Below are 25,910 nucleotides of genomic sequence, written 5' to 3' on the forward strand. Positions count from 1 at the left end.
GTTGCTGCTGCAGCGGAGAAGCTTTCAACAAAATCATCATAACCACCAAGATCAGCGTCGATAGCCTCTTTCAAAGGGCCTTCCAATTTAGAAGTGTCTGGTTTTGTCATGATGTCCCAGAACATAGTGTGGTTCTTATGACCGCCACAGTTGTTGATAACTGCTTGACGGATATCCTCTGGCACATTAGCAATATCACCGAGAATACAATCTACACAGCCATAAGCAAGATCAGGATATTTTGCGATAGCAGCGTTCAAATTATTAACATACGCTTGATGGTGCTTGTCATGGTGCAATTTCATTGTTTCTACGTCGATAACAGGCTCAAGATAATCATAAGCATATGGTAATGGTGCGAGTTCGAAAGGTTTCATAATAGTCCTCCTTAAATATAGGGCACGAACGATGTTGAAATGTATCTATCATTCTTGTGAAAGCGTTTCGATGCACCTGCATCTATATTTTATTTAATTGATATAAATTATCATTATTTATTTATTGTACATTGTATATAGAAAATCGTCAATGTATTTTCCCATAGAAAAAGGCTATAGGATTTCCTATAGCCTTTGAGTTCGTTTACCAATATAAAGCACTCTAATATAGCTAGAACACGATATCTACTCAACAATACATTGGCACATTTTCATTGTTGTTAATGCTGCTTGGTGAGATTCTTCTGTCACACCTGCACAGCAGCTAGAATCTACGTAAACAGGAATTTCTGGTAAGCCAGCTTTCAGTATAATCGCATTAGAAACAACGCAAATATCAGTACATAAACCAACGAGCGTAATAGACTCAATAGGATTTACCGAGTTCATGCCTTCCAAACGGGATAATAATTCAAAGGATCCAAAGTTTGGCTTATCGATAAAGGATACAGGGCTCATGACAGGACGCCCTTCTGCAGCTTCGATTAAACCTTTCACAATATGCCAGCCCTCTGTATTCTTCACGCAATGTGTAACAGGCAAGAACTTGCCCTCTTGGCTTTCAAGATAATTAGTATCATGCGTATCGCGCGTAAAGATAATAGGCCCGTCAAAGTTCTCAATTTTTTGGCGCACATTATCTACAATCATCTGCGCCTGTGCTGAGCCAAGGGCACCATCTACGAAGTCTTTTTGCATATCAATAACAACTAGAACCTTTTGCATAGTTCCTCCTGTATATAACCTACCAGTAATAAATTATTTATTCACTATACTAGTTATACTCTTTATACTCAATGACATCAATACTAGAAATTTATTCTTTTTCCTCAGCTAACGCATGACGTACGCGGTGTGGCTCATTATGAGCTAGCTTTCCTGCTGCAGCGGCCGCCACGGCACCTACAAGATCATCGAGGAATGTATTACAGTGACCGCCCTCTTCACTATCTAGCTTCTTAATAATACCTGGCTTTACCTTATCTAAATAGCCATAGTTCGTAAAGCCTATAGAGCCATACAGATTAACGATGGAAAAGGCTAGAATCTCATCGATACCATAGAGGCTTTCATCATTAGCCAAGATGCGTTGCAAAGGCTGAGACAATTTATTCTGTTCCGTTAACTTGTCGAGCTCAATGCCCGTAATTATCGCATTGTGTACCTCTCGTTTTGAAAGCACAGATGCCACATGCTCACGACACTCTTCAATCTTTAAATTCGGCATATACGGTTTTTGAACGTATAAAACGAGCTCTGCAATATCCTCTACCGTAACGCCACGCTCCGCCAGTAGGTCGTAAGTGTATTTCTCTAAATCTTTTGTAGATTCCATAAGTGCTCCTTTATTTTTTCTTAGGCTTATCACCGGATAGCATAACAATACTAACTGGAATGGTTATCACCAACTCTTCCTCTGTATCGACATGCTTTGTATTCCAAGCCGCCTCTTTGGCAGCCTCTTCAAAGATGGGGTAAGCCTCTCGATCTAATTTCCAATTATTAGGCCCTGCTTCAACAGCCACAATATTACCCTTATCATCGGTCTTAATCTCCACTGGAACAATCAAGGTACCGTCAGCACTCGTTTTGAAAGCCTCACTAGGAATGATGACATTATAAGAGATTTGTTGCTGTAATTCATAAGTACGCTTATCTGTAGGCTTTAAATCAGCCGCCAAAGAACTAACAGTTCCCATCATAGACGCCAATAAGGCTAGTAACACAACACGTTTTAACATAGTTTCCTCTCGACTAAATACTCTCACGCTGCACGCAGTATACGTTGATTATACCACGAAAAAATCCCTACCGATGCATAATCAGTAGGGATTTATTCATAATTAGATTTTCTTAACCATTTCAGATTTCAATGCCATAGCACCAAAACCATCGATTTTGCAATCGATATCGTGGCCATCGCTCGCATCAGTGATGAGGCGAATGTTTTTAACGCGCGTACCTTGTTTCAATACGCCAGCGCCTTTTACTTTGAGGTCTTTTACAACAACAACTGTATCGCCATCAGCTAGCTCGTTGCCGTTAGCATCGCGAATAATACCTGCTTCAGCTGCAGCTTGTGCATCAGCCGCTGTCCATTCATTGCCGCACATAGGGCAGATAAACATATGACCGTCTTCGTATGTGTACTCATCGCCGCACTTAGGGCAGTTAGGTAAATTTGCCATTTAGATCTCCTTTTCTCACTACATAATGAAAGTATTATACCATACCTTAGAAGCCGAGCTCTATATTGATATGATGACCATTGGCTTCATATTGATACAAAGGCTATATAATATCTACAATAAAAAACCTAATCAATCTCATTTCTCTTTATTAAAGTTTCATACAACTCTAACTTATCTTCTAAATTATTCTTATAGCCTTCCAATCGTTTGATTTCGGCCTCAATAAATCGATAGTGTTCCTGTAACAGTGTCATTCTTTCATGGACCGTATGAGATCCGGCATACCGTAAGTCCGCATATCGCTTGATATTCGCAAGTGGCATTCCCATGTCTTTCAAGCGTTTAATAAACTGCACAAAGCCTACGTCCTCCGCATGATAATTGCGAATGCCGTTCTGTCGCTCGATGTGAAGGAACCCTTGATCCTCATAATATCGCAATGTAGAAATAGACAGCCCTACCAATTTTGAAAATTCACCGATTTTCATACTTTCACCACCTTGACCTCAAGTATACTCGAGCATATATCATACGTCTAGACGGAGGTAATAATTATGAAAGAAACACGTTTTAACATCGGCATGAACACATTGAAACAGATTGACGGGCTACACGGCGAGGAGGTATATAACATAATTCAAGAGATTTCACCGGCCATAGCCGATTTATTGGTCGAGCTGTTCGGCGACATCTACACGCGTCCAAACCTTAATTTCAAGGAACGGGAACTGATTACGCTCGCATCCCTGTTGACGCTGGGCGGTTGCGAGGCTCAGCTGAAAGTACATACCAATGCAGCGCTTAATGTCGGTATTGCGCCCGAGCAAATCGTAGAGGTCTGTACCCACTGCATCCCCTATGCGGGATTTCCACGCGTGCTGAACGCACTGTTTACAGTGAAAGCGGTCTTTGAAGAACGGAATATCCAGAATTAAAGAATGAGCTGCAATAAAAAATCTAATAATTCATATCAGTATATAAATAACTACAAAAGGGAGACTCACAACGGAGTCTCCCTTTATTCATCTATACCAAATCAACTAAACATCTACAATCCTTGCAGAAGTTGTAAATAATCTTGCCGTTGACTAAATATATTATATATACGCACTTCTTTTTCATCATCAAAGACACGATATAAAATAATATTTTTATTAATAATCAACATTCGATAGTTTTTATTACGTAAAACAGTATGTCTTGGAATCGTGCCCATATAAGGATTATCCGCTAATAAAAGGATTCTATCCTTAATATCTTGATAAACAGACTTGGCAATTTCATTGGAAAAAGATTGCTTTACATGCAGAACAATATGATGCAATGCCTGATCGGCCTGTGCCATAATAATGATACGATAAGCAGTGTCTTCCATAACTATTCGGCCTCAGCTAACAACGCTTCTATGCTGATAAAAGTATCCTCAATAGGACCCATTCTACCTTTTCGTTCGTCTTCCTCAGCCAATGCAATAGCCTCTAATAATTCGATCTGTGCTTTCAATTTATTATAGGTTTCATATCCCATACATACCGTATCACCACGACCATTTACCGTCATAATACAAGCTTCGTCCCCTGTTTTCAAAACTGTAGAGATTTCATTATATTTATTTCTTAAATCCGACGATGGTCGGATACTTTCACGTAATAACCCCATAAAAGCACCTCCTCATATACAAATTATATCATAATTTGTATATGAATTGTGAATCACTAATCCTATCCTAATCGTTTACGCAAGATAGCATAGAGAATCATACTAACAATAACGCTCATAACGGCTTGAATGGTATTGGTCACAATACTAGCAATGGCTACGCCTGGATCGAATACAAAGTATTCAGCGATGAAGTAGCCTGCTACGATGATAATGCCACCTACAATGGTTGCCACCAAGGCAGAGGTAGTTGTCTTATTGTTATAGACAGTACCGACAAGATAGCCTTCAATGCCTTTCACCACAAAGGTGATTGGTACAAAGACTACGTAGCCGAGAAACAAATCAGCTAGCGCCGGGCCGATAGCACCAATATAGGCGCCATATTTTCGACCTAATAATAGAGCTGACGTCATAATAACGACATCTCCTACATTGAAATAGCCGCGAATGCCAGGTACTGGAATTTTTGTGTACATGGTAAACAGTGTTGCGAGGGCAATCAATACGGCTGTGAGTACTAACGCGGACGTAGTACTGCGGGTTTGAACGTGTTGCATAGCGTCCTCCTTATAAAGAAAATAGGCATGTGAATAATTACATCACATGCCTTTACTATATACCTTTACGATAACACCTGCAAATAAAGGGAATTAACTATTTAAAATACAGTTAAGCGTACTCCTCAAATCGCTCCTCTACATTGTAGAGAACCTCGCAATCACAGCCGCCACCTTCGTTGACGATCCAGTCTAGTACGCTTTCCACATCTACCTTTTGTTTTTCCAAGAATTCTCTGGTGAAAGTCAAACTATGATCGCAACCGTCATTTGCCTCTAATTTTTCGTCTACATAATCAAAGAGATTCCAAAACAACTCTTCATCCATAGGCAAACTATCTTTAAAAGATTGCTTTTGCTCATTAGCATAAGCCTTTAACAATTCCTTTTTACGCGCTTTATCCATTATGATTATTCCCTTTTATATCTTATAAGTTATAGCTCATGACTTATATCTCAAGCCCTATTTCTCATATAATTCTGGTCGTTCTAATACTGTACCATATTTTAGTTTTGGCAACTTAACTAACTGAGGATACAGCTGTTTAACCTCTTTACAAGATCTTAATGTAAGATGTTCTAGATTATGGAGTTCTAAAATTGGAGAATAGTCTGTATCCATCACTTTAGCTGTCAAGAAGCTAAAGAATCGCAGCTGTTTCATATGACGTAGAAATCCCAAGGATTGAACCTTAAGAATTTTAGGAGCTGCGAAATCACCTTCTAGATCAAGACTTTCAAGGCGCTTCAGATGCACTAATGGCGTATAATCATCAATTTTTTGAAAGTTCTCAATCGACAGAGCCACTAAATTTTCTAATTTTGATATAGGCTCTAAACTCGATACACTTCTACCGGACCCAATGTGTAAATATTCTAGTTCTTGTAAGTTCTCTAATTTTGAAATATCTGGATAGACGCCCCATTTTATATGTAATTTTTTGAGTTTCTGTTGGGCACACACCGCATCAAATAAGTCCTGTGACATTCTTGTACAAAACATGAGCTCTGTAAAAGTATCTGGATTATTTACTAGGAAATCACACCACTCCATCCAAATTCGCTTCTTATCTTTAGCAGAATAGTTTTCATCTAGCTGTGTGCAGTTGATTATTAACTTATCTTCACCATCATATTCAGAGACCTCTACCACAGATTTAGGCCGTGCGTCATCCTTATGATAGTAGTCAAATCCATATTTAACTTGCTTTTCTGTTAACACTGCCATGTTACAATTCCTCATCTTCGCCAGTCGCATAATTGGTTTGGCTACAACTAGATCCATAGCCAACAAATTTTAACGACCTTAACAAATTGATACAAGTACATTCCCATTAGCGTCTAGCACTTGTTTATAGAATCGTTTCATTTGCTCGAAATCATGAAGAAGTTCGTCTTTGATTTCTTCCTCTTCCTCATCGTAATCCCAAATATTTGGATATAACTCTGCCTCTTTGCAAGCTGCCATATCAAAGGATTCAAGAGCTTGTTCCATATCAAACTGCTCTAGAGCTGCCACGATATCTGCTAACTTATCATGTTCAGTATACGCCAAATAATCCGATAGTTCTTCTACAGCTGTTATGCCAAGCACAGCTTGACTAAGAGGATTATTATCATCCTTATGGTCAGTGCTTACGCCAGTTAGCACAAAGTGAAGTACATCCCACATCTTGTCGATATCGAGCAATAATTCATCATCGTCATTCCACTCTTCAACGCTTTCAAGAATTTCCTCTTCTTCTGAGCCCATAGCTTTGAGCTCTTTTAAATTCGCATCGCTTAAACAGCTATAATTTGCAATTAGTCCCATAATTAAATCCTTTCATAAATTCTTCTAACCATTAGAAAAATAAATTTTCCGATTCTGTAATGCTTCCATCATCTTCATGGAAATAGCAGGTATATACCGGTTCACGATGCGCCGCATCATAGAATTTCTGTAAAGCAGGTGAAAGTTTCATGTCTATTGGCATATGTAAAGCTTTTACAAGGGGTTCCCAAAGTTCCATTGGCGAATAAGAAATAATGTGTAACTGCTTATTCTGACCATATTCTTCAAGTACTGCCGCATCAGAATACTTACTTGAGTCACAGTAATCATGCCAACAAATACTAAAAACGATTAAATGAAATAAATCGTCCATACTTTCAGCTAAACGACCGGCGGCACCCTCGCTACTCCAATACCCTATGGAGCCGTCCTCCAATAGATGATATTCACCGCCAGCGCCATCTACAGCGAATGCCATACCCGGCACAGAGAATGTGCAGCAACCTTCAGCTGTATCTCGTTCCTCTAGCGCATCTAGCAAGCGAAAATCGAATAGCGTATCAAAATCTTCAGCTAACTTAGCATCATTTCGCAATATATCTAAATAATCCATCTTACACGCTCCTATTAGCAGAAATTATTCCTAGCAATTTAGCCTCTCCTTCATCAGATGTATCTAATAGCGGAATCGCTAACAAAAGCACTTGCAAGGAGTAATAATAAAAGCTAAAGAATAAATCATCAGGGAATACATCCTCTTCCTCATATCTAAGAACGTCTTCATCTTCATCATATTCTTCAGACCAAAGGTATTCTTCGTTGAGCATATCCTCGAAGTTCAGCAATGGATCTGCATGCTCTAGCATAAGACCATCTCGAACGCACTCAGCAATCACAGTAAACAACTCAACCAATTGTTCTGCTAAATACTGAGCTACTTCATTACGAGCTCTCTCTTCCTGAGCTTTCTTAAAAATACGAAGCAAGAAAATCATGGCAAATGGTGTAGCATGCCACAACGTCGATTGGTGCTCAATATTCTGTGCTAATGCCTCACCAGCCGCATCAACAACTTCTATGCTTTCCATATTCCACAACACATCAAGCTCTGTAGGAAAGTCTGTAGCACGGCCGTAGGTTGTGGTTAACCGGTGCCACGGTATATCACTGACTTTTACAGTTTCTATATATTGTTTCGTCATAGTATCCATTATAGTTATACCTTTATATATACGCCCATGTAGTAACGCCTTCGGCCAATGATTATTTCTCAATAACATCTTTCACCAGTTCATAGGTATCTATGAGACGTAGTTTTCCAATCCGCGGATTATCTGTAATCTCCTCATAGATATCCTCTAGCGTTCCCGCTGGGGCTAATTTCCATAGTTTACACGGATATAGTTCAACTGTCCCGATAATTTCCAAATTATCCAGTAACAAGCCTAAGTCTTTATGATTGAACCAACAATCTGTATCGATACCGAAATTTGTATTGTCTTTCCGGCAGGCAATTTTACTATTTAAAAATTGCTCCATTGTTGGCTTTTCTTCTTGTAAAAGCCGCGTACAGGCTAAATGATATTCGATTTTCCGTGGTGATTGATCCACGTCAGAGATAAATATAGCACCATACTCGTTTTCAAATTTAACAGCTAATACGTCGCCCACCTTAAAATAAGGTACTCTTTTTGTTTTAGATTTACGAACCTTAAGCGGCTTCGTATTTTCGCTCTGTAGCTGTTCGGCTAACTTATCCAATACCTTTTGACGCTGTTTAAGAGCATTACCATCAATTTCTAGCCAAAACTCATGAGGGCCATGAGCGATTATGTCTAAGGCTTTCTGTTTAATATCAGCTGATAGATGTCCTATCTTCCATAACGAATAGGCCACCGCAGTCCAATAAATTTCTGTGTAAAACTCATCAGTACAAAAATTTTGTTCCTCACTTAAGATTTCAGAAATGATTGTATCAATACTAACGCCATCCTTGTATCGCTCAACAATGGCATTATAAATATCATGACCGTCATCACTATCTATGATTTTCACACCGTCAATTGCCATATGAATCTCCTCTAGGACTCTCGTAATGCCAGTAGTGCAAATACTTCGTCCATATCAAGATTAAACATATTACTTTCAAGATTAATAGGTTCAAAATAGTAACGAACTGTATCTGCACCAAATTCATCTTCTAAATTGGCCCATTCTGCCCCTGAAAGCACGGTAAACCCAAGTGTATCGTTTCCAAGGCTTTCAACAAACCAGCGCACCTCATAATCAGGCTGAACGAAGTCGTTAAAGTATTTGATGGTTACATCCCGATCTTTCTCCTCACTATAAGGAATTTGCAGTTCTTTATCGCCCTTTTGTAACACAATATCGTCACCATAGGACTTGCCATTACTAACGGTTTGAATATCGATAGGCTCATCCATCATATCATTAAAATAGTTCACCACATCCTCGTCATCCTCGCGCCAGTCAATCCAGATGATAGCCTCAGAATTAAATAAATCATCTAAATCCATATCATGACTGAAGAAGTCTTTGACTAATTTATACATATCTTCCATGGTCTCTCTCCTATATATCACTTATATTTTTAGGTAGTCTACAACACCAGTATCCCCACTTTAATACAACTCTATAAGGTTTCGTAAATCACATCTTGTTGAACAGTAAAGTCTTCATCAAAACTAACTAATATATACAAATGCCCTGCCGGGGATTCTCCCACATCATAGCCTAGTGCAAATGCATCGTAACAACCTGACTTATCTAGCATAATATCGGTTAAGGTTAGTACAATAGACTCTTCTTGCGGTATTTCCTGTTGTATGAGTTCCTGTGCTAGTTGATCTAATTTATCTAATTGAACATATAATTGTTTCCACATTGGTAGTGAAAGCACCTCAGCCTCAGTATAATTAGTGCAACTAATATTAAGTTTTTGAAAGACTTGTCCTTCATTCTCTATACGATTAGTTCCCAATCTGCGAGATACAAAGTAAACGCCATACGGTTCTTCAGACCAGCTTTCAACATTCCATAAAGTCATTAATTCCGATTTTCTCATCAGGACGCTCCATTAGTTAATCATCCTGCAATATCCGCATCAACAGGGTTCCCATCCGCATCAATATGAGCTATGATACAGTGCCCCCAGAAGATATCATCGTCGTCATAATATACCTCTATGGTGCCATCGTTGCGAAACGCTAATTCTCCCATCGTAATACGCTTGGCAAATACGTCTGATGTAATCGGATCTTGGTCGTCATTATCGAGCCAATCATTAGCAAGGTCTAGCAATTTTTCACTAATATAGGTACTAATTCGTTGTTCAAATGCTTTGAAATTATCGATTGTATTAAAAGCAGCCAATGCTACTGTGCAGCTTTCATCAGACCCCTCATCCACATCAAGGGTGAATGCATAATCATCAATTCTCGCTGTGTAATATTGATACTCTCGATTTAACAGGAAATCACCCCGGTCAGTATGAAGGTATTTAGGAGTTTTCAAATACGCCGACAACGCCTCTAACTCACTATGTTTAGCATGCTCCTCTAACACCTCAAGCACATAATAGCGATTATTCCAAGAAGGACGCATATAACCCAAGTCCTCTAAAGGCTTTGCTTTCTTAACCAACAATTTATAGACTCCATGGGGCTCAAAAGAATAACCCCATCTATCGTCAAGGCCCTCAATAATCCACGTCAAAATGCCTTCGCTACGGTCAAGCATACCAGTTCGAGTATCTAGGATAGCATCGGTGTCCACCAGTGGTCTATGATACTTATCTAAATAAGGACTAGCCCCATTCGCATCGCTGCGTGGCAATGCATAGATTTCAAACTCTTCCGATTCAAACTCTGCTTCATATTCTGGTAAACGTACAATACTCATATGACTCTCTCCTATTCATCACATTTTACGGTACAAACTATTTACAGTTAGAACTACATCCTTTTACAGATGATGCCATAGTATAATTACTTCTATAACATTAAAATGTTCTGTTGCATCACAAGTGTTCAGCTACATCAATTCTATGTAATAGTTCTTTCGCTAGTTCTTTGGCTATTTTGAATTCCTCATTTGAAAGCACCATAAGTACAAAGCTATCGGTTCCTGTGTCCATGCCTGCTAACGTATAGTTTTCCCACGTAGAATTAAGACTAGCACACCAGTCCATAATAACTTGATCTTCATCTAATGTTGCTGTATCAATAGTTAGATTTTCTCTAGTATCTAAAGACTTATTACGTATTAACTTCTGTACATAATAAATAAAATCCTCTAGTTCACATTTACAGTCTAACTCTACGGCATATCCTTTAGAGAGTAGTTCCTCATAGAGGTTCCACCAGCTATCTTCCAATTCTTCCAGGGAGCTCAACTTTACCTTGGTCATAAACGATTTAGCTTGTTTTGCATCGCCTAGCAACAACGTTGCTAATTCTGTAAATGTAGATCGCATCTGATCAATATCTAGATACACTGCTTCTACACACAAACTATAGTCAGGTACTCTGCGTTTTTTCATAAAAGCCCGCATCATCTTCACTGCGTCAGGATAACTTACATCAGCCATACGATAGGTCTTGCCATCTATATCTAAGAATAAATCTACTACATCCTGCGTTTTACCTACACGTGCTTTCATGGCTGTACATCCATCGATGGCATGAGGTGGGTATAACTCCATGTACATATAAAATCCATCATGCATAGCCTTTAAGGTATTATCTATTCCGACTATATTAAAACCGTTTCCATTAGAACCAGGGCTCTTCAAGCGCCATTCTTCGAAATTATCAAATAGTTTTTCTTGAATCCAATTGTAAAAGCTCATATGCACTCTCCCCCATATACTGCTGTTTACATATAATGTTTAACTGACTATGTAACTAAATATGTAACTAAATATGTAACTGAATATGTAACTGAATATATATCTTAATTATATCATTATTAAGGAATACTTATAATGAAAGCATAGGATAAAAAAATACCCCTACAAGATGCATCTTGTAGAGGTATTGATTATACTATTTAGATTCTTATTTGATTTCATATTTAGGTTCTAATTTAGCGTTTTATTTGGATTCTAATTTAGCTGCTAATTCAGCATATTTTCGTTCTAACTCATTATATTTTTCAGATAGGTCTTTCATATCTTTTTTGAGTTGTGCAGCGTCTTCAGTAGTTACCTCTTCAGAGCTTTTACCAAATTTGAAATTAGCACCTAAGCTAATAGAATTACGGCCGTTACCAACGGTAGTAGCAGCATTAAACATGGTGTTTTTATTAGGACGATAGAACGCACCTAACGCCGCTGCATTAGCATTTTTATAGTTACCAAAGCCAACAGAGTAGGACCATTTGTCATGTTTATCGAAATCTAATGGATGCAAGCCAGCGAGTGCTGCAGAAGCCGCTGCTACGCTAGATACTTGTTGATCAGTGTAGGATTTAGCTTCATTTAAGCTATTAGCACCGCCATTAATAATACGATTATTTAATGTATTAATATCGCCTTCTATAGTAGTGATACGGTTTTCATGATTATCTACCACGTCTTTAATGGCATGTAATTGGGAGCCATTGACTGCATCAGTAGATGTCGCAGATACACGGCCTGCCGCTACATTTGTAATCGTACGTTCTGCACCACTATCACCAATGCTCAATGTACCAACCGCATTTCCACCAGCAAAGTTATAGGTTCTGCCGCCGATAACACCAGAGTTAGTAGATACAGCTGTAGCAGTAACAGACTTAGCACCTAGTGCAATGCTATTATCTGTGGCAGCCTTCGCATTCGTACCGATAGCGATGGAGTTTTCATTAAGAGCTTTAGCTGCATTTCCGATTGCAGTAGCGCTTTTACCAGAAGCCTCCGCTACAAAGCCAATAGCATTGGATGCAAAGCCTGTCGCTTTAGAAAGGCCAATCGCATTAGCCGCTCTGCCAGAAGCTACAGAAGATACACCAAGTGCTGTAGAGTATGTATCAGATGCTTGCGCATTATCACCGATAGCAGTGGATTGAGCACCAGTTGCTTTGGAAATAGTACCTACTGCAGTACCACCCCAACCAGTTGCTACAGAGTCAGTACCGATGGATACTGCTAACTCATCTGCTGTCGTATTTCTACCAATTACAATGCTACCCGCTTTAGCAATATTTGCGGCTTTGCCGATAGCAATAGAATCCACACCAGTTACAGATGCATTTGTACCGATAGCGATACCATTTTCCTTAGTTGTACTTGCACTATGACCAATTGCTAAAGAATCTTTTTCTGCTGCATTCGCTAATGTACCAGCAGCAAAGGCACTTTTACCAGCACTAGTAGAATAGTTACCTAATGCTACAGAGTCCTCATTAGAAGCCACAGTTTTAAAGCCTAACGCTGTAGAGTACGCACCGCTAGCATTTGCATAGGAACCAACTGCAGTTGTATTCATAGCCGTTGCCTCTGCATTAAAACCAAACGCAGAAGATTGATTACCAGAACCTGTGGAGCTATAACCTACCGCTGTAGCATAATCATTTTTTGCTTTTGCATTATAGCCAATCGCTGTACCCATATCATTATTGGCTTTTGCATTGTTACCGATAGCAACAGTATTTTGAGCAGTTGCTTCCGCTTTACGACCAATGGCATACGCATCGTTATATGTTGCTTTAGCGCTGTCACCAAAGGCAATAGCATTGTTACCTTGAACCTTGGCACCAGTACCACCTACCAAAGCATTATTGCCTTTAATGGTGTTATTCATGCCCAAAGCCACCGAATTCTGACCATCAATGCTATTACGGTTACCAATTAATAAAGAGTTAATTGCATTGTCATTATTAGCATGGTTAAAGCCACCTGCGATGTTATTAGTACCACCAATAGTATTGCTAGTACCTACTACCAAGCTGTGAGTAGCAGAGTTTGTATTATACCAACCTGCTACGATACTCCCTGGGCCAGATACAGTATTATTAGTACCAGAGGTGATAGTATCATTAGCGGAAGGTCGAACGGTATTCTTGTCGCCACCAAGCAATATATTTTTTACAGGGGAGAACATACCCTGCTCAACTTTATTATCCCCACCATAGGCAATAGAATTTTGCATGCTTAGTGGCGCAGCAGTTGTAGCACTAATATCTAAATTAGATGCTGCAAACGCTGTTGTAGTAATACTGGCGGTAATCATAGCCGTTAAAAGCAATTCTTTTTTCATGTGTTCTACCCCTTTTTAAGACAACACAAACAATATACTCAAAAAAAGATTCAAAGTTACCTAATGAAACCTGAATCGTATAGCACCTCTCTATGCACCATTCATGATTTAACATGAATAAAGTATGAATATTACTCTAATATTATAATTCTAGCTCATAAGAAATGCAAGAAAATGCAAAAAAGAAGGCATACGGCTTTTATAAGCCGTATGCCTTCTTTTCTATACTGGTGCGCCTAACCGGAATCGAACCAGTGACACGCAGTTTAGGAAACTGCTGCTCTATCCTACTGAGCTATAGACGCATGTATACTTTATTATATCGTTTTTAATAAAGTATACGCAAGGCGTCCTTATTGTTGTAGGTATTGGTTATTCACTTGTTTTTGTTCTTCTGGGCTAAGGTTTTGGTAGCCTTTTGCTAATGCACTAACCCAGGATCCGTAGGCAGGATTTGGGAATACAACAAAGGTAGTACCAAAGTCTTCTTTATGTTCATCGATGATAGCATTTCTTTCAGCTAAGGTCTTACCTTTTGTACCAATTGGGAAGTCCCCTGCATTATCCCCCATATACAAAATGACGTTGTATTTCTTAGTGATTGAATCAAAACGAGGTTGTTTGTCTGAGTCTTTTTCGAATAGTAGTACATGTTCTTTATCGACGGATGGGAATCCTAGTTCTTTGAAGTTTTGTACTGTTACATCATAGTTAACAGGTGCATATCGGTTTGAAACGTAGAAAATTTCTACACCTTGTTTATGTACTTCATTTAGAAACTCAACAGCACCAGGCATGGCTTGCGATTTACCTTGATGCACAGCTTGACGCCACCAAGGAGCATCGAAGCGACCATTGCCATTAGCAACGCTTTCACCCATCAGTTTAGTATTATCCACTACTGTTTCGTCCGCATCAAGAACGATAGCAAGAGGTTTTCTTTGATGAGATGGATCAGTAACAGCCATCTTAACAAGATTTAGCGCCACATTGTACCCTTGATACGCTAGTGCTCTGTACTCTGCAGAGGTGCGCATCCATAAGAGCCCCATTGTTTCTGTTTCAGCTTGGTACTGCTGTTTTTGCTTCAATGCTACCTGCTCATCTAGCGGTACTGCAGCTTTTGTGGCCTCACTATTAGCAGCTACCGTATTCGTAGCCGCTGTACTATTAATCGATGGGGTTGATTGAACCTGCGCTACCATCGCTGTAGGAACTACAGGATTTGCTTTCACCGTCGTCGGAGAGTCGGCCTGTGCTACAGAACCTACGCAAAGGCTACCGCCAAGGCAAGCCACCGCTACATACCATGCTAAATTACTACGTTTCATAATTGCCTCCTATCAACATGTGCTCTCTGTATACATACAATACACAATGTAATTCTACATAGTTATACGAAAGTCCTCTATAGATTTATAGTCTATCTGTGTATTTTAAATCTATCTACACAAGAACTATGCTATAATACAGCTGTTGATAGTATTAGAGAGTTCTTATAAAAAAGAGGTATATGTAATGAAAGTATGTAAACGATCAATTATTACCAGTTCACTATTAGCTGTATTGGCTATATCATCTGCGTACGGGGCTACACCTGTACAGCCAAGTGAAAGCACAGACACTGCAGTGGTTGACATGGATTATTCTAATATTCCAGAGCTAAAAAGATCTATTGAAAGCGCAACTCCAGCCATAGTGCAATCTACGCTTGATGCGTCTAAAGGAAAGCCGACCAAAGATAAGCCCATCTATTCAACAGTGACTATGTCTGGTAACCGTGTTGTATCCGTAAAAACTTACAAAACTAAAGAAGAACAAGAAAAGGCCATGTTAAAAGAGCGTAAACGCTTAGACAAGGTCACTGCAGAACGTCAGGCTAAAAGAAAAGACGAAACACGCACAGATATGCTAAAAGGTTTAACACCAATACCATCCTATCCACCTGTAAGCGAAACACGCGTATTACAAAGCGAGATGTTCTCTAGACCATTTGGTAGACAACTCGATTTGCGTTTAGTAGAGGCCTATACACAAGATTATGACAAGGCTAAACCTGGCGATATTTATGTCTATGCAGATTATGTGGACTATACATCTAAGCAGCTATTAGGTGAAAAAGATGGTACCACTGCTATTTCAGCTATGATTCTACGTGTAATCATGAGAAAAGACGAAAACAAAGCTTTCAGCATCGATGTAAATGCGTACTTCATAAATCCAACAACACATACCATTTCCATAAGTCGGTCCGAAGATGTAAAGGGTATCGATATCAAGAAAGAGGAAAGAGCTGAAGCTGTATTTAAACTACCATCACACCAACTACAAGCCGGCGATCCACAGTATGAAATCGCTAAGCTTATGTATCAGGACCTAACCAATAAAAAATTTGATTAACAATATTTAAATACACTCACCACGACAAAAGCCCCACCTTACTATGAACTACATAGCAAGGAGGGGCTTCGTCTTAGTTTAAGAGAGTTTTGTAAGGGATTTATAAGTTTTAGAGATTTATTAGTTTATTTTACATCGCTGAAATCGATGTTCATGCCCAAGGCTTTAGCTACGCCTTCACCATAAGCTGGATCACATTGGTAGCAATGTTTTGCATGGCGTTCTTTAATGAAATCAGGTACGCCATCCATAGCGGCAGCTGTATTTTCAAACAAGATTTGTTGTTTTTCTGGGCTCATTAGACGGAACAATTTACCTGGTTGTGTATAGAAATCGGAATCGTCTTCGTAGAAGTCGTATTGGTATGCTGCACCAGATACGTCTAGACCAGGGTTTTTGAATTGTGGTTGTTCAGCCCATTCGCCAAAGCTATTTGGTGCATAGCCAATTGTGGAACCATGGTTACCATCTACACGGCCTTGACCATCACGATGGTAGCTGTTTACAGGGCATTTTGGGGCATTAACAGGGATTTGATGGTAGTTTGCACCTAAACGATAGCGTTGTGCATCCGCATAGGAGAACAAACGACCTTGAAGCATTCTATCAGGGGAGAAGGATACGCCAGGAATGATAGTAGATGGTGCAAATGCAGCTTGTTCTACATCTTGGAAGTAGTTTTCAGGGTTGCGGTTAAGCTCCATTACGCCTACTTCGATCAATGGGAATTCATCATGGTACCATACTTTTGTTAAGTCGAATGGATTGTATGGCATGTTGTTAGCTTGTTCTTCGGTCATCACTTGGATGCATAATTTCCATTTAGGGAAATCACCGCGTTCAATAGCATCGAAGAGATCACGTTGATGGCTTTCACGGTCATTAGCCACAATTTCAGCAGCCTCAGCATTGGAGAGGTTTTCAATTGGTTGTTGGCAAACCCAGTGGAATTTAACCCATACGCGTTCATCGTTTTCATTAATTAGACTATATGTATGGCTACCGAAACCATGCATTGTGCGGTAGGATTTAGGAATACCACGGTCACTCATAACGATTGTTACTTGGTGAATTGCTTCTGGCAAGCTAGTCCAGAAGTCCCAGTTTGCTGTCGCATCGCGAAGGTTTGTTTGTGGATTACGTTTTACAGCGCGGTTCAAATCAGGGAATTGCAATGGATCGCGGATAAAGAATACAGGTGTGTTGTTACCTACGAGGTCCCAGTTACCTTCTTCTGTATAGAATTTTACAGCAAATCCACGAATATCGCGCTCTGCATCAGCGGCACCACGTTCGCCAGCAACTGTGGAGAAACGTACGAATAACGGTGTTTGTTTACCTACTTCAGAGAAAATTTTTGCTTTCGTATATTTTGTAATATCATTAGTTACTGTAAAAGTACCAAATGCGCCAGAACCTTTAGCATGCATACGACGTTCAGGAATTACTTCACGCGCAAAATGGCCTAGTTTTTCCATAAACCATACATCTTGCATCAACACAGGACCACGTTTACCTGCTGTTGCAGAGTTGCGATTATCCGGTACAGGAGCACCAAAGGCTGTCGTTAATTTCTTTTCATCACTCATGTTACAAACTCCTACTTAGAATAAAAAATAAGTAATAATATACGACCTTAAAAATTGTATGAAACATATTATTACATAAAAACAATAAATATTATCAATTAATAATCATTATTTATTATTACAATTAAATAGTAACATATAAATGGAGATTGTACAACACAAAATCTTGTATACATGCTCTCATATAGAAACAGTACATGAGAAAAGCCTATAGGAAATCAATCCTATAGGCTATTTGCATCATTATTAGGCGTAAACACTTACATACGCTATCTATACATATAACTAGAATATATCATCTATTAATTTTATTTGCCCCCGCATTACGTAATACATTTTCTTTTACTTCATTTACAGGATCTATTTTAGTAAACAGTTCAGGTTTCCAATCTACAGGTGTTAACGTATCGTTAAATGTATCAATGATTTGTCCGTTAAACATATTATTAACTGTAGTAAGTTGTTTTCCTCCAAAGACTTTCACAAATGATGTATAGTCTTTACCTGCTATATCCGCCACATTGTTTTCAGCATAGATTTGGGAGTTTTTCCCAACTCCTAGGGAGTAAGCATATGCATATTCACCATTAGTAGTATCTGACGCAAAGTAATTGTTATACATATGCACCTGTCCATACCGTACTCTAGGCATGCGTTGCACTACATTATGGAAATAATTATGATGCAAGGTTACATGTAATTTTCCTTCATCTGCTAAGTTTGAATCACTGTTGCCTATCAACATGGTTTTATTGTGATTTTCAAATGTTGAATAGGATATGGTTATATAGTCCGCTTGATTGGTAATATCAAGTAATCCATCCCTATGTTCGTATTTACGACCAAAGTATGTTTCTACCGTTTCAGGGCCATCTTGGAACGAGCAATGATCAATCCAAATATGCGTACCACCTTTTATGGAAAGACTGTCATACTGAGAATTCCAATTGCCCTCTGGTCCATCCTTAGGATCCCAAGCAGGAAAATAATCATAAGGCGATTCAAAGCGTATATTTCGTATGATTATATTATCCGAATCTAGAACCAAATCTACACCCTTTAATTTCGCATTGTCCATGCCAATGATGCTTGTATTAGACGGTACATGAACAGTAATAGACTGACTTTGATTCTTTTGTGATGCCTTACGCTTTGCTTCTTGCTCATCTTTTAAACTCTTAGGCGCTGTGCTTTGCGGCTTATGAGTTTCTAAATATTGTTGAAAGTCATAGCCATCGACCATGTAGTCTTTCATAGTCAATGGTTTACCATTATCATCGGTATCAAAATCTATAGTTCCATAGACTAATACAATCTTAGGTGTAGTATTTTTCCTATTCTTAAGAGCTGATACAAATTCTTTTTTATTTGTTACTTTAAACACATTCTGTTCTGTAGCATTAGCACCACCAGTAGTCCCATTGCCTACAGAAGCAAATCCGTCCTGTTTAGGTAATGCTTCACGCATAAAGGTAGGGCTCTCAGCCGAGCCACGAAAAGAGGTTATCATTACAACAGCAATTAATGTAATGAATAGCCCAAGGGATATCATTATCTTTTTCATACATCTAGTTCCTTAATTTCTACTACACCATAGTATGCTATGTCCTCATCCGCCTCATGGCAACAATAAGAGAACCCCTTCATAGTACCATTAGGCCTATAAAGGGGTATCATTTTATTTACGCTGGGCGACTCCAGTCGACTTGTACGTCGATGGCTTCCCACATGCGTGTTAATGCTAATTTGAAATTGTCTAAAGACTCTAAAGGTTTTACAGTTAACCGTTCATAGGTATCAAGACCTGTAGCATGTTCGATAGCGTGGTCTTCATTTAAGTAAGCGATAACCTTATCTGCCCATTCTTGTTCAGGTAACTCTACGGATACTGTTTTTGCTTCTGTATCATAGGACAAGAAGCCGTTGCTGTTGATGCCATAATGGATGGCTACACGAAATAAACTCATATCTATACCTCTCTTGCGGTAATTTTTAAACACTATAACCATATTGTAACATGAACATTTATATTAGCGAAAGTATTCAATATAAACTTTATAACTCTATTGTAAAGAATTATATATCCTCGTTAGTATCCCCTACCTCATCGTCTTCAAGACCTACTTTCATGTTATCAGATGTCTCATTCGCTTTATTAGAATCCACATCCTTTTTAGTAGATTGTGCATCTACTGCGGCCTTAAGTTCTGATCTCTTTCTACGCGCCCCATTTTCTCCGTGAAAGCGCTGCCATAGAGCGCCGCTCATAACTGCAGTCTCACCGAACTTAGATTCTAAGGAGTCTAACACACCAGCCAGCTTATTTTCGTTTTCATTTCGGGGCGACTCAAAGAGGCTATCCTGCATCGGTACCTCTTCATCGAGACCACTTACGGTAAGGCCTAACAAGCGTATAGGACCTGGAGGATCTATCCACCGAGTTTCCTCAGAAGAATACGTAAAGGCCTTAGCCTGCACCTTAGTTGTAGCGCCTAAGGATTCAACCTCTTTTGTTTTTCCTTTAGGCTTCTTACTCGTCTTATCTTGCATGAGTTTGTTCCACAAGAGTAGCGCGGTTTCAAAGAATACATGCTCATGATCTGATGGTGTATCTAATCGTTTCTGCCGTGATACGGTGGTAAAATCATCATAACGCACCTTAATCGACACGGTATGCCCTAACAAATTGCGTTTCCGTAACCGCTTTGACAAACGATTAGCGAAGTATCTAAACTCAAGTTCAATGGCACTGCCATCGACGAGGTCCTCTTCGTAGGTTTCTTCGGCTCCGATGGATTGTATTTTACGATCTGTTTCCACAGGCCGTTCATCAATACCATTTGCCAGTTCCCATATGCGTCGCGCCTGATTTCCTACAATGGGAATGAGACTACGTTCATCTGGCAAAGCTTGAATGTGACGCATTAAGTGAAAGCCTCCTGCTTTCAACCGTTTTTCCGTATGAGGACCAACACCCCAAATACGTTTTATCGGCAACGGTGCTAGGATTTCTTTCTCACGACCATAAGGAATCACTACAAGACCATCTGGTTTGTCTAAATCAGAGGCTAGTTTAGCTAAAAATTTATTAGGTGCTAATCCCGCCGAGATGATGAGCCCGGTCTTCTCATACACACGATCCTTAATGGCACGACCTAACGCTTTAGGCCCACTATACATGGTAGACATACCGCTCACCTCAAGAAAGGCTTCATCGATAGACAATGGCTCAATGTAGGGAGTGAATTCTTTCATAATAGAAAAAATCTGATGCGATACCTCTTTGTAGCGGTCCATGCGCGGATATACATAAATACCATCAGGACATAATTTCTTAGCCCTTGAGATAGGCATGGCGGAGTGAACACCGAATTTACGAGCCTCATAGGAGCAGGTAGCAACAACACCACGTGAAGAAAGACCACCCACGATAACGGGGTGGCCTTTATAGTCTGGATGATCCAGTTGTTCGATGGACGCGAAGAATGCATCCATATCAACATGCATAATCCATCGTCTCATTGTTACGCTTCTTTTTCGTGCTCAGAAATACGGCAGTATTTAATTTGCGCACAAATGCACTCATCCTTAGATTTATATAATTGAGGGATGATTTCTAGAATGTCGCCAAATGTAGCTTCGTTAATGGAGTAACGTGTCCATAAGCCATTACGTTGAGAGTTAACTACACCTGCATCAATTAAGATTTTCATATGGTAGCTCAACGTAGATTGGGATAAATTGAAGCTAGCTAAAATATCAGCTGCACATAATTCATTGCAAGACAACATGTCGATGATGTGTAATCTTGTTTCATCGCTTAATGCCTTAAAAATCGTCGCTAAACGTTCATAAGAAACTTCAACCATATCTTTAACTCCTCAAATCCGTATCAAAAAATGTCAATCTACTTATTGATACTATTATATACTATTTCTTAATGTAAATCTATTTTTTTCTTTATATTTGTATCTTAATAATTTATTATGAATACCAAATAATTATATATGAGTAAATTTTACCACATTATAAACTAATTTCAGCACACTATAGACTATTCACTATGAATATTTTAAATAAATTTTCATCTCATAGATTTATTTAGTTATACATAAAAATGTATATATAATGGTTTTGTGCAATTATTTTCTATAGAATTTTCGATATACACATTTTCTGATAACCATACAGCATACTTCGATATACCGCACTACATTAGCAACCGAAAGGATTAGATATAAACTATACCGATTTTGTGTTCTAATGACTTTCAATACAAAAGGCCCCTCATAGAGGGGCCTTATCTGTATAATTCTATAAATCGATTGCATAGTAGAAAAACCATAGAATTTATAATGATAAATTCCAGCCTACCCTAGAGCAATCCTATTATATCAAATTGGTATAGCTTAGAATACGTTTACTAAATCGATTGTTTGGTTGCGGTTAGGGCCAACGGATACGATACCCAAAGGTACACCTGTTACTTCTGCAATGCGTTCTACATATTTGCGAGCATTTTCAGGAAGATCTTCGTATTTGCGGATACCAGAGATATCTGTTTCCCAACCTGGCAATGTTTCGTAAACAGCTTCGCATGCTTCAAGATCTTTCAAGTTAGCTGGGAAGCCTTCTACATCTTTACCATTCAATTTGTAACCTACGCAGATTTTCAATTCTTTGAAGGAATCAAGGATATCCAAACGTGTAATTGCTAAGTAATCTAAGCTGTTAAGACCAGCAGCATATTTTACAACCATAAGGTCTAACCAACCACAACGACGAGGACGACCAGTTACAGTACCGAACTCATGTCCAAGCTCACGAAGGTTGTCGCCAGTTTCATCAAGAAGTTCTGTAGGGAATGGACCGGCACCAACGCGTGTTGCGTACGCTTTTACAACGCCGAAGATATTTTTCAAGTAGTTTGGACCAATACCCGCGCCTGTGGAAGCACCACCAGCGATTGGATGAGAGGATGTTACGAATGGATATGTACCATGGTCAAGGTCAAGCATAGTAGCTTGAGCGCCTTCGAACAATACCTTTTTGTCCTCTTTAACTGCTTTCAAAACAGCGATGTTAGTATCTGTTACATATGGTTTCAATGCTTCAGCATATTTGATGTAATCTGCTAAGATTTCATCATAGTTAACAGGTTCAGCATCATACACTTTAGTAAGCATTTTGTTTTTGAATTCTACATTGTATGCTAATTTTTGTTTGAATGTTTCAAGGTCATACAAGTCACAGATACGGATGCCGATACGGTTAATTTTATCAGCGTAGCAAGGACCGATACCATTTTTAGTAGTACCGATTTTAGCATCACCTTTAGATGCTTCCTCTGCATTATCTAAAGCGATATGATATGGCATGATAACATGCGCACGGTCGGAAATATGAAGGGATTTTGCAGATTTACCTTGTTTTTCAAGGCCTTCGATTTCTTGTAACAATACTTTAGGGTCGATTACAACACCAGTACCCACGATATTTTGTTTGTTATCGTACAAAATGCCACTTGGTAAAAGGCGAAGAGCAAATGCTTTGTCATCTACTACAACAGTATGACCTGCATTATTACCACCTTGACTGCGCACTACAACGTCTGCACGTTCCGCGATCCAGTCAACGATTTTACCTTTACCCTCGTCACCCCATTGAGTGCCGATAACCATACTTGTTGCCATATCTATATCCTCCATGTGAAAGTCTAAATAATTCACTAACATTATACAACAATGTTCGGACTCTGTGAAAGTATTTATACAAATTCAATCTTTAGTTTCTTCCCAAAGGCGTGAGCAATTTTCTGTAATGTTTTTAAAGACGGATTACCATTACCATTTTCAATCTTACTAATATCTGACTGTGTAATACCTGTTAATTCAGATAACTGCATTTGTGTCATATGAGCTGCTAATCGCGCCTCAACTATATTCTGAATAATTTGGTACTCATCATCTAATGTATCCCACTCTTTTTTAAACTTAGGATTTTTCAATTGTTTCTCTAAATATTGATCTAACGTTTCCATATTATGTATACCTCTCGATATAATCGTTTTTATATTTTATAGCTAATTCAATAGCACTCTTAGGTGTTTTCATGGATTTCTTTACAAAACCATTTGTTAAAACAATTCATTTTCCCACAAAGAAGAAATCTTTACTTAAATTATATGTTAAAACATATATTCAGTAAAGATATTGAGATATAGAAATTTAAACTCTTACTACATCCAATATAAGTATCTAGCCCCTTAAAGTAAACAAATGGGAGGTGACCAATGGTCACCTCCCAGGTATTGACATTTTAACTAGTCAAAATATTCTATTTTAGTTTTTCACACTATTTATCGACTTACATGCCATTACATCTTTAATATGATTCATTGCATCGATATTATTTTGGTTCTTTCAACCAAAAGCTCATGAGTAGTCCTACAGCCCCTACAGGGATCAGTGTCATCAATGCGGTTTGTACGTCATAGATATCGGCTATATGACCCACATATGGCGCTACAAGGCCACCTAAGGTAATACCAAGGCCTAGTGTAATACCTGATGCAAAGCCTGCATTTTTAGCAAGGTATTTTTGACCTAGTACCGTAATTGGACCGTATTGTGAGAATACACCAAAGGCCATTGGGATCATGGCGCCGAAAAAGCCCCATATATTAGGCACAAAGATAAAGACTAAAACAGATGGCAAGAAGATAAGATTGCCTAAGCGAACTGTTTTAAGGAAGCCTAATTTATCTGACAACGCCCCGCCCATATAGGTAAGAACAGCGCCCATTGCAAAGTACATGGTTAAAGCTAAACTCGATGCACTGGCTTCTCCGTTGATAACTGTAATATACAAAATAGGAATAAAGATGGATAATACAGAGAATAGTATAGATCGAGAAGCAATGACAAAGAATAATTTGCCAAAGCTAACCCAATCGTTAGTGCCACTATTAGTAGATTTAGCAGAGCTTTTACTTTCACCAATAGCATCGGTATCTGTAGAGCCAGTAAAGGCATACACATACAATAACACACCAATTAAGGCAATGGCCGTGAACAACCAAAGGAATTGACCGCCAAAAACGTACACACCACCAGCAAGGAGCGGCCCCAATGCAAAACCAGCACTGCCGCCCACTGCAAAGCGCCCCATAGCATTACCAAGCTCATTGGATTGCATACGATTTACAAGAAGTGCCGCCTCAGGATGGAACAATGCAGCCCCAAGACCTGCAATGAGCGATAGAGCAAGTATCATCTCATAGCTCGTCGCCAGTGCAATGGAACTAATGGAGACTAATGTTATGGAAAAGCCTACTGGAATAAACCAAGGCACGCGCCACCGATCCGCCACATAGCCCAAGATAGGTTGGGCTACAGAAGCCACGATGGTGTTACAGAAAATGATAGATGCTGATTGATAGTAGTTAAGCCCAAAGTTAGCGATAAAAAACGGTATAAGCGCCGCTAGCGAACCTTGTCCAAAGTCATTAATACAATGAAAAATAGGCGGTCCGTACTTTCGTATGATACGTTTCATATAACCTCCTAATACAATAGCTAATTTTCCCTAAGATACAGAGATGCTTACTAGGAAACTAGCTCGTAATTGTCTGTAAAACAGTGAAAATAACAGGTTGCTTTCAAAATAAAAAGGATAGATATAGCCAACAGCCTACTGCTTGTACCATAGGCTTGTTGGTCTATACCTACCCTAGTCTTTCATATGTTATATGGGAAGTACCCTACAATTATAGGCCAAAGCGAGCCATGATTGTATCAACATGTTTTAACAATTTATGAGGATCGAAGCATGCATCGATTTCTTCAGCAGTCATATATTTCTTGATGTTTTCATCAGATTTAAGACCTGTAGCGAAATCTTTACCTTCAAGCCAACGTTCCATAGCGTATTTTTGAACCCAACGGTATGCTTCATCACGTACTGCACCTTTATCTACAAGGTGAGTCAAAATTGTTTGGCTGAATACAAGGCCACCTGTAAGGTTGAGGTTTTTAAGCA

At 39.0% G+C, this 25,910-nt stretch carries 31 protein-coding genes, 1 tRNA gene and 1 pseudogene; 2 read left to right on the top strand and 31 right to left on the bottom strand.

Annotated elements, in window-relative coordinates; genetic code table 11:
• The 6 genes from QZR70_RS03115 to QZR70_RS03140 all read right to left on the bottom strand — a co-directional run.
• The coding region (locus QZR70_RS03115) for a superoxide dismutase (RefSeq protein ID WP_295793043.1) at positions 1-377 on the bottom strand (377 nt) is incomplete at its 3' end.
• A gap of 246 nt (positions 378-623) precedes the next feature.
• Positions 624-1,163, bottom strand: a complete 540-nt coding sequence (locus QZR70_RS03120; RefSeq protein WP_295793045.1) for a cysteine hydrolase family protein — start codon at positions 1,161-1,163, stop codon at positions 624-626.
• Positions 1,164-1,254: 91 nt separating this feature from the next.
• A complete protein-coding gene (locus QZR70_RS03125) occupies positions 1,255-1,773 on the bottom strand; it encodes a phosphatidylglycerophosphatase A (protein ID WP_295793047.1) in 519 nt (172 codons plus the stop codon).
• A 10-nt stretch (positions 1,774-1,783) separates the two neighbouring features.
• Complete coding sequence (locus QZR70_RS03130; RefSeq protein WP_295793048.1) at positions 1,784-2,179, bottom strand: hypothetical protein; 396 nt, start codon at positions 2,177-2,179, stop codon at positions 1,784-1,786.
• A 102-nt stretch (positions 2,180-2,281) separates the two neighbouring features.
• The gene (locus tag QZR70_RS03135) at positions 2,282-2,626 is read right to left on the bottom strand and encodes a zinc ribbon domain-containing protein YjdM (RefSeq protein ID WP_004698208.1); all 345 of its coding nucleotides are present in this window, start codon (positions 2,624-2,626) and stop codon (positions 2,282-2,284) included.
• Between the two features lie 128 nt (positions 2,627-2,754).
• Positions 2,755-3,117 (bottom strand): MerR family transcriptional regulator, encoded by a 363-nt coding sequence (locus QZR70_RS03140; protein WP_213467357.1) that lies wholly within the window; start codon positions 3,115-3,117, stop codon positions 2,755-2,757.
• A 66-nt stretch (positions 3,118-3,183) separates the two neighbouring features.
• On the opposite strand from QZR70_RS03140, the gene QZR70_RS03145 reads away from it, so the two are divergent.
• Positions 3,184-3,564 carry a carboxymuconolactone decarboxylase family protein gene (locus QZR70_RS03145; protein ID WP_295793053.1) on the top strand — a complete coding sequence of 127 codons (381 nt, stop codon included), beginning with the start codon at positions 3,184-3,186 and terminating at the stop codon, positions 3,562-3,564.
• A 113-nt stretch (positions 3,565-3,677) separates the two neighbouring features.
• On the opposite strand, the gene QZR70_RS03150 is transcribed toward QZR70_RS03145, so the two are convergent.
• The 16 genes from QZR70_RS03150 to QZR70_RS03225 form a co-directional block, all read right to left on the bottom strand.
• A complete protein-coding gene (locus tag QZR70_RS03150) occupies positions 3,678-4,004 on the bottom strand; it encodes a type II toxin-antitoxin system RelE/ParE family toxin (protein ID WP_105093714.1) in 327 nt (108 codons plus the stop codon).
• Positions 4,005-4,006: 2 nt separating this feature from the next.
• Entirely contained in the window at positions 4,007-4,288 is a 282-nt protein-coding gene (locus QZR70_RS03155) for a type II toxin-antitoxin system Phd/YefM family antitoxin (RefSeq protein ID WP_105093715.1), read from the bottom strand.
• Between the two features lie 62 nt (positions 4,289-4,350).
• Positions 4,351-4,848: an ECF transporter S component gene (locus tag QZR70_RS03160; protein WP_295793057.1), complete on the bottom strand. Its 498-nt coding sequence runs from the start codon at positions 4,846-4,848 to the stop codon at positions 4,351-4,353.
• Between the two features lie 112 nt (positions 4,849-4,960).
• A complete protein-coding gene (locus tag QZR70_RS03165; protein ID WP_105092853.1) occupies positions 4,961-5,254 on the bottom strand; it encodes a DUF2695 domain-containing protein in 294 nt (97 codons plus the stop codon).
• Between the two features lie 57 nt (positions 5,255-5,311).
• A complete protein-coding gene (locus tag QZR70_RS03170; protein ID WP_295793060.1) occupies positions 5,312-6,076 on the bottom strand; it encodes a leucine-rich repeat domain-containing protein in 765 nt (254 codons plus the stop codon).
• 78 nt (positions 6,077-6,154) lie between these two features.
• Positions 6,155-6,661, bottom strand: a complete 507-nt coding sequence (locus QZR70_RS03175) for a YfbM family protein (protein WP_295793062.1) — start codon at positions 6,659-6,661, stop codon at positions 6,155-6,157.
• 31 nt (positions 6,662-6,692) lie between these two features.
• On the bottom strand, positions 6,693-7,235 hold the full coding sequence (locus QZR70_RS03180) for a hypothetical protein (RefSeq protein ID WP_295793063.1): 543 nt from the start codon (positions 7,233-7,235) through the stop codon (positions 6,693-6,695).
• A 1-nt stretch (position 7,236) separates the two neighbouring features.
• Complete coding sequence (locus QZR70_RS03185; RefSeq protein WP_295793064.1) at positions 7,237-7,833, bottom strand: hypothetical protein; 597 nt, start codon at positions 7,831-7,833, stop codon at positions 7,237-7,239.
• Between the two features lie 52 nt (positions 7,834-7,885).
• Positions 7,886-8,692 carry a hypothetical protein gene (locus QZR70_RS03190; RefSeq protein ID WP_295793065.1) on the bottom strand — a complete coding sequence of 269 codons (807 nt, stop codon included), beginning with the start codon at positions 8,690-8,692 and terminating at the stop codon, positions 7,886-7,888.
• Positions 8,693-8,703: 11 nt separating this feature from the next.
• Positions 8,704-9,204: a hypothetical protein gene (locus tag QZR70_RS03195; protein ID WP_295793067.1), complete on the bottom strand. Its 501-nt coding sequence runs from the start codon at positions 9,202-9,204 to the stop codon at positions 8,704-8,706.
• A gap of 71 nt (positions 9,205-9,275) precedes the next feature.
• A complete protein-coding gene (locus tag QZR70_RS03200) occupies positions 9,276-9,707 on the bottom strand; it encodes a hypothetical protein (RefSeq protein WP_295793069.1) in 432 nt (143 codons plus the stop codon).
• Positions 9,708-9,727: 20 nt separating this feature from the next.
• A complete protein-coding gene (locus QZR70_RS03205; protein ID WP_295793071.1) occupies positions 9,728-10,543 on the bottom strand; it encodes a DUF2262 domain-containing protein in 816 nt (271 codons plus the stop codon).
• A 118-nt stretch (positions 10,544-10,661) separates the two neighbouring features.
• A complete protein-coding gene (locus QZR70_RS03210; RefSeq protein ID WP_295793073.1) occupies positions 10,662-11,492 on the bottom strand; it encodes a DUF6630 family protein in 831 nt (276 codons plus the stop codon).
• A 244-nt stretch (positions 11,493-11,736) separates the two neighbouring features.
• On the bottom strand, positions 11,737-13,881 hold the full coding sequence (locus QZR70_RS03215; RefSeq protein ID WP_295793075.1) for a YadA-like family protein: 2,145 nt from the start codon (positions 13,879-13,881) through the stop codon (positions 11,737-11,739).
• 228 nt (positions 13,882-14,109) lie between these two features.
• Positions 14,110-14,186, bottom strand: a tRNA-Arg gene (locus QZR70_RS03220).
• A 48-nt stretch (positions 14,187-14,234) separates the two neighbouring features.
• The gene (locus QZR70_RS03225; protein WP_295793077.1) at positions 14,235-15,212 is read right to left on the bottom strand and encodes a 5'-nucleotidase, lipoprotein e(P4) family; all 978 of its coding nucleotides are present in this window, start codon (positions 15,210-15,212) and stop codon (positions 14,235-14,237) included.
• A 187-nt stretch (positions 15,213-15,399) separates the two neighbouring features.
• Between QZR70_RS03225 and QZR70_RS03230 the strand changes: the two genes are divergently transcribed.
• Complete coding sequence (locus tag QZR70_RS03230; protein ID WP_295793080.1) at positions 15,400-16,281, top strand: hypothetical protein; 882 nt, start codon at positions 15,400-15,402, stop codon at positions 16,279-16,281.
• A gap of 125 nt (positions 16,282-16,406) precedes the next feature.
• Here QZR70_RS03230 and QZR70_RS03235 read toward each other — a convergent pair whose 3' ends face one another.
• The 9 genes and pseudogenes from QZR70_RS03235 to QZR70_RS03275 all read right to left on the bottom strand — a co-directional run.
• Positions 16,407-17,870 (bottom strand): catalase, encoded by a 1,464-nt coding sequence (locus QZR70_RS03235; protein WP_295793083.1) that lies wholly within the window; start codon positions 17,868-17,870, stop codon positions 16,407-16,409.
• A 295-nt stretch (positions 17,871-18,165) separates the two neighbouring features.
• Positions 18,166-19,434 carry a polysaccharide lyase family 1 protein gene (locus QZR70_RS03240; RefSeq protein WP_295793085.1) on the bottom strand — a complete coding sequence of 423 codons (1,269 nt, stop codon included), beginning with the start codon at positions 19,432-19,434 and terminating at the stop codon, positions 18,166-18,168.
• Positions 19,435-19,552: 118 nt separating this feature from the next.
• Positions 19,553-19,837: a hypothetical protein gene (locus QZR70_RS03245; RefSeq protein ID WP_295793087.1), complete on the bottom strand. Its 285-nt coding sequence runs from the start codon at positions 19,835-19,837 to the stop codon at positions 19,553-19,555.
• A 109-nt stretch (positions 19,838-19,946) separates the two neighbouring features.
• Positions 19,947-21,392: a DNA polymerase IV gene (gene dinB, locus QZR70_RS03250; protein WP_295793089.1), complete on the bottom strand. Its 1,446-nt coding sequence runs from the start codon at positions 21,390-21,392 to the stop codon at positions 19,947-19,949.
• 2 nt (positions 21,393-21,394) lie between these two features.
• Positions 21,395-21,739, bottom strand: a complete 345-nt coding sequence (locus QZR70_RS03255) for a helix-turn-helix transcriptional regulator (RefSeq protein WP_009352539.1) — start codon at positions 21,737-21,739, stop codon at positions 21,395-21,397.
• 540 nt (positions 21,740-22,279) lie between these two features.
• A complete protein-coding gene (locus QZR70_RS03260) occupies positions 22,280-23,563 on the bottom strand; it encodes an adenylosuccinate synthase (RefSeq protein WP_024063803.1) in 1,284 nt (427 codons plus the stop codon).
• 74 nt (positions 23,564-23,637) lie between these two features.
• A complete protein-coding gene (locus tag QZR70_RS03265; RefSeq protein ID WP_295793092.1) occupies positions 23,638-23,910 on the bottom strand; it encodes a helix-turn-helix domain-containing protein in 273 nt (90 codons plus the stop codon).
• A gap of 368 nt (positions 23,911-24,278) precedes the next feature.
• The gene (locus QZR70_RS03270) at positions 24,279-25,427 is read right to left on the bottom strand and encodes an MFS transporter (RefSeq protein WP_295793094.1); all 1,149 of its coding nucleotides are present in this window, start codon (positions 25,425-25,427) and stop codon (positions 24,279-24,281) included.
• Positions 25,428-25,638: 211 nt separating this feature from the next.
• Positions 25,639-25,910, bottom strand: a pseudogene (locus QZR70_RS03275) (adenylosuccinate lyase); the annotation flags it as partial.

Origin of the sequence: uncultured Veillonella sp., from assembly GCF_900545205.1 — a bacterium.
GTDB lineage: Bacteria > Bacillota > Negativicutes > Veillonellales > Veillonellaceae > Veillonella.

What these genes read in the sequence shown, in the direction of transcription:
- QZR70_RS03120 (WP_295793045.1), bottom strand. Translation starts at nt 1,163, where the DNA reads ATGCAAAAGGTTCTAGTTGTTATTGATATGCAAAAAGACTTCGTAGAT.
- QZR70_RS03125 (WP_295793047.1), bottom strand. Translation starts at nt 1,773, where the DNA reads ATGGAATCTACAAAAGATTTAGAGAAATACACTTACGACCTACTGGCG.
- QZR70_RS03130 (WP_295793048.1), bottom strand. Translation starts at nt 2,179, where the DNA reads ATGTTAAAACGTGTTGTGTTACTAGCCTTATTGGCGTCTATGATGGGA.
- QZR70_RS03135 (WP_004698208.1), bottom strand. Translation starts at nt 2,626, where the DNA reads ATGGCAAATTTACCTAACTGCCCTAAGTGCGGCGATGAGTACACATAC.
- QZR70_RS03140 (WP_213467357.1), bottom strand. Translation starts at nt 3,117, where the DNA reads ATGAAAATCGGTGAATTTTCAAAATTGGTAGGGCTGTCTATTTCTACA.
- QZR70_RS03145 (WP_295793053.1), top strand. Translation starts at nt 3,184, where the DNA reads ATGAAAGAAACACGTTTTAACATCGGCATGAACACATTGAAACAGATT.
- QZR70_RS03150 (WP_105093714.1), bottom strand. Translation starts at nt 4,004, where the DNA reads ATGGAAGACACTGCTTATCGTATCATTATTATGGCACAGGCCGATCAG.
- QZR70_RS03155 (WP_105093715.1), bottom strand. Translation starts at nt 4,288, where the DNA reads ATGGGGTTATTACGTGAAAGTATCCGACCATCGTCGGATTTAAGAAAT.
- QZR70_RS03160 (WP_295793057.1), bottom strand. Translation starts at nt 4,848, where the DNA reads ATGCAACACGTTCAAACCCGCAGTACTACGTCCGCGTTAGTACTCACA.
- QZR70_RS03165 (WP_105092853.1), bottom strand. Translation starts at nt 5,254, where the DNA reads ATGGATAAAGCGCGTAAAAAGGAATTGTTAAAGGCTTATGCTAATGAG.
- QZR70_RS03170 (WP_295793060.1), bottom strand. Translation starts at nt 6,076, where the DNA reads ATGGCAGTGTTAACAGAAAAGCAAGTTAAATATGGATTTGACTACTAT.
- QZR70_RS03175 (WP_295793062.1), bottom strand. Translation starts at nt 6,661, where the DNA reads ATGGGACTAATTGCAAATTATAGCTGTTTAAGCGATGCGAATTTAAAA.
- QZR70_RS03180 (WP_295793063.1), bottom strand. Translation starts at nt 7,235, where the DNA reads ATGGATTATTTAGATATATTGCGAAATGATGCTAAGTTAGCTGAAGAT.
- QZR70_RS03185 (WP_295793064.1), bottom strand. Translation starts at nt 7,833, where the DNA reads ATGGATACTATGACGAAACAATATATAGAAACTGTAAAAGTCAGTGAT.
- QZR70_RS03190 (WP_295793065.1), bottom strand. Translation starts at nt 8,692, where the DNA reads ATGGCAATTGACGGTGTGAAAATCATAGATAGTGATGACGGTCATGAT.
- QZR70_RS03195 (WP_295793067.1), bottom strand. Translation starts at nt 9,204, where the DNA reads ATGGAAGATATGTATAAATTAGTCAAAGACTTCTTCAGTCATGATATG.
- QZR70_RS03200 (WP_295793069.1), bottom strand. Translation starts at nt 9,707, where the DNA reads ATGAGAAAATCGGAATTAATGACTTTATGGAATGTTGAAAGCTGGTCT.
- QZR70_RS03205 (WP_295793071.1), bottom strand. Translation starts at nt 10,543, where the DNA reads ATGAGTATTGTACGTTTACCAGAATATGAAGCAGAGTTTGAATCGGAA.
- QZR70_RS03210 (WP_295793073.1), bottom strand. Translation starts at nt 11,492, where the DNA reads ATGAGCTTTTACAATTGGATTCAAGAAAAACTATTTGATAATTTCGAA.
- QZR70_RS03215 (WP_295793075.1), bottom strand. Translation starts at nt 13,881, where the DNA reads ATGAAAAAAGAATTGCTTTTAACGGCTATGATTACCGCCAGTATTACT.
- QZR70_RS03225 (WP_295793077.1), bottom strand. Translation starts at nt 15,212, where the DNA reads ATGAAACGTAGTAATTTAGCATGGTATGTAGCGGTGGCTTGCCTTGGC.
- QZR70_RS03230 (WP_295793080.1), top strand. Translation starts at nt 15,400, where the DNA reads ATGAAAGTATGTAAACGATCAATTATTACCAGTTCACTATTAGCTGTA.
- QZR70_RS03235 (WP_295793083.1), bottom strand. Translation starts at nt 17,870, where the DNA reads ATGAGTGATGAAAAGAAATTAACGACAGCCTTTGGTGCTCCTGTACCG.
- QZR70_RS03240 (WP_295793085.1), bottom strand. Translation starts at nt 19,434, where the DNA reads ATGAAAAAGATAATGATATCCCTTGGGCTATTCATTACATTAATTGCT.
- QZR70_RS03245 (WP_295793087.1), bottom strand. Translation starts at nt 19,837, where the DNA reads ATGAGTTTATTTCGTGTAGCCATCCATTATGGCATCAACAGCAACGGC.
- dinB (WP_295793089.1), bottom strand. Translation starts at nt 21,392, where the DNA reads ATGAGACGATGGATTATGCATGTTGATATGGATGCATTCTTCGCGTCC.
- QZR70_RS03255 (WP_009352539.1), bottom strand. Translation starts at nt 21,739, where the DNA reads ATGGTTGAAGTTTCTTATGAACGTTTAGCGACGATTTTTAAGGCATTA.
- QZR70_RS03260 (WP_024063803.1), bottom strand. Translation starts at nt 23,563, where the DNA reads ATGGCAACAAGTATGGTTATCGGCACTCAATGGGGTGACGAGGGTAAA.
- QZR70_RS03265 (WP_295793092.1), bottom strand. Translation starts at nt 23,910, where the DNA reads ATGGAAACGTTAGATCAATATTTAGAGAAACAATTGAAAAATCCTAAG.
- QZR70_RS03270 (WP_295793094.1), bottom strand. Translation starts at nt 25,427, where the DNA reads ATGAAACGTATCATACGAAAGTACGGACCGCCTATTTTTCATTGTATT.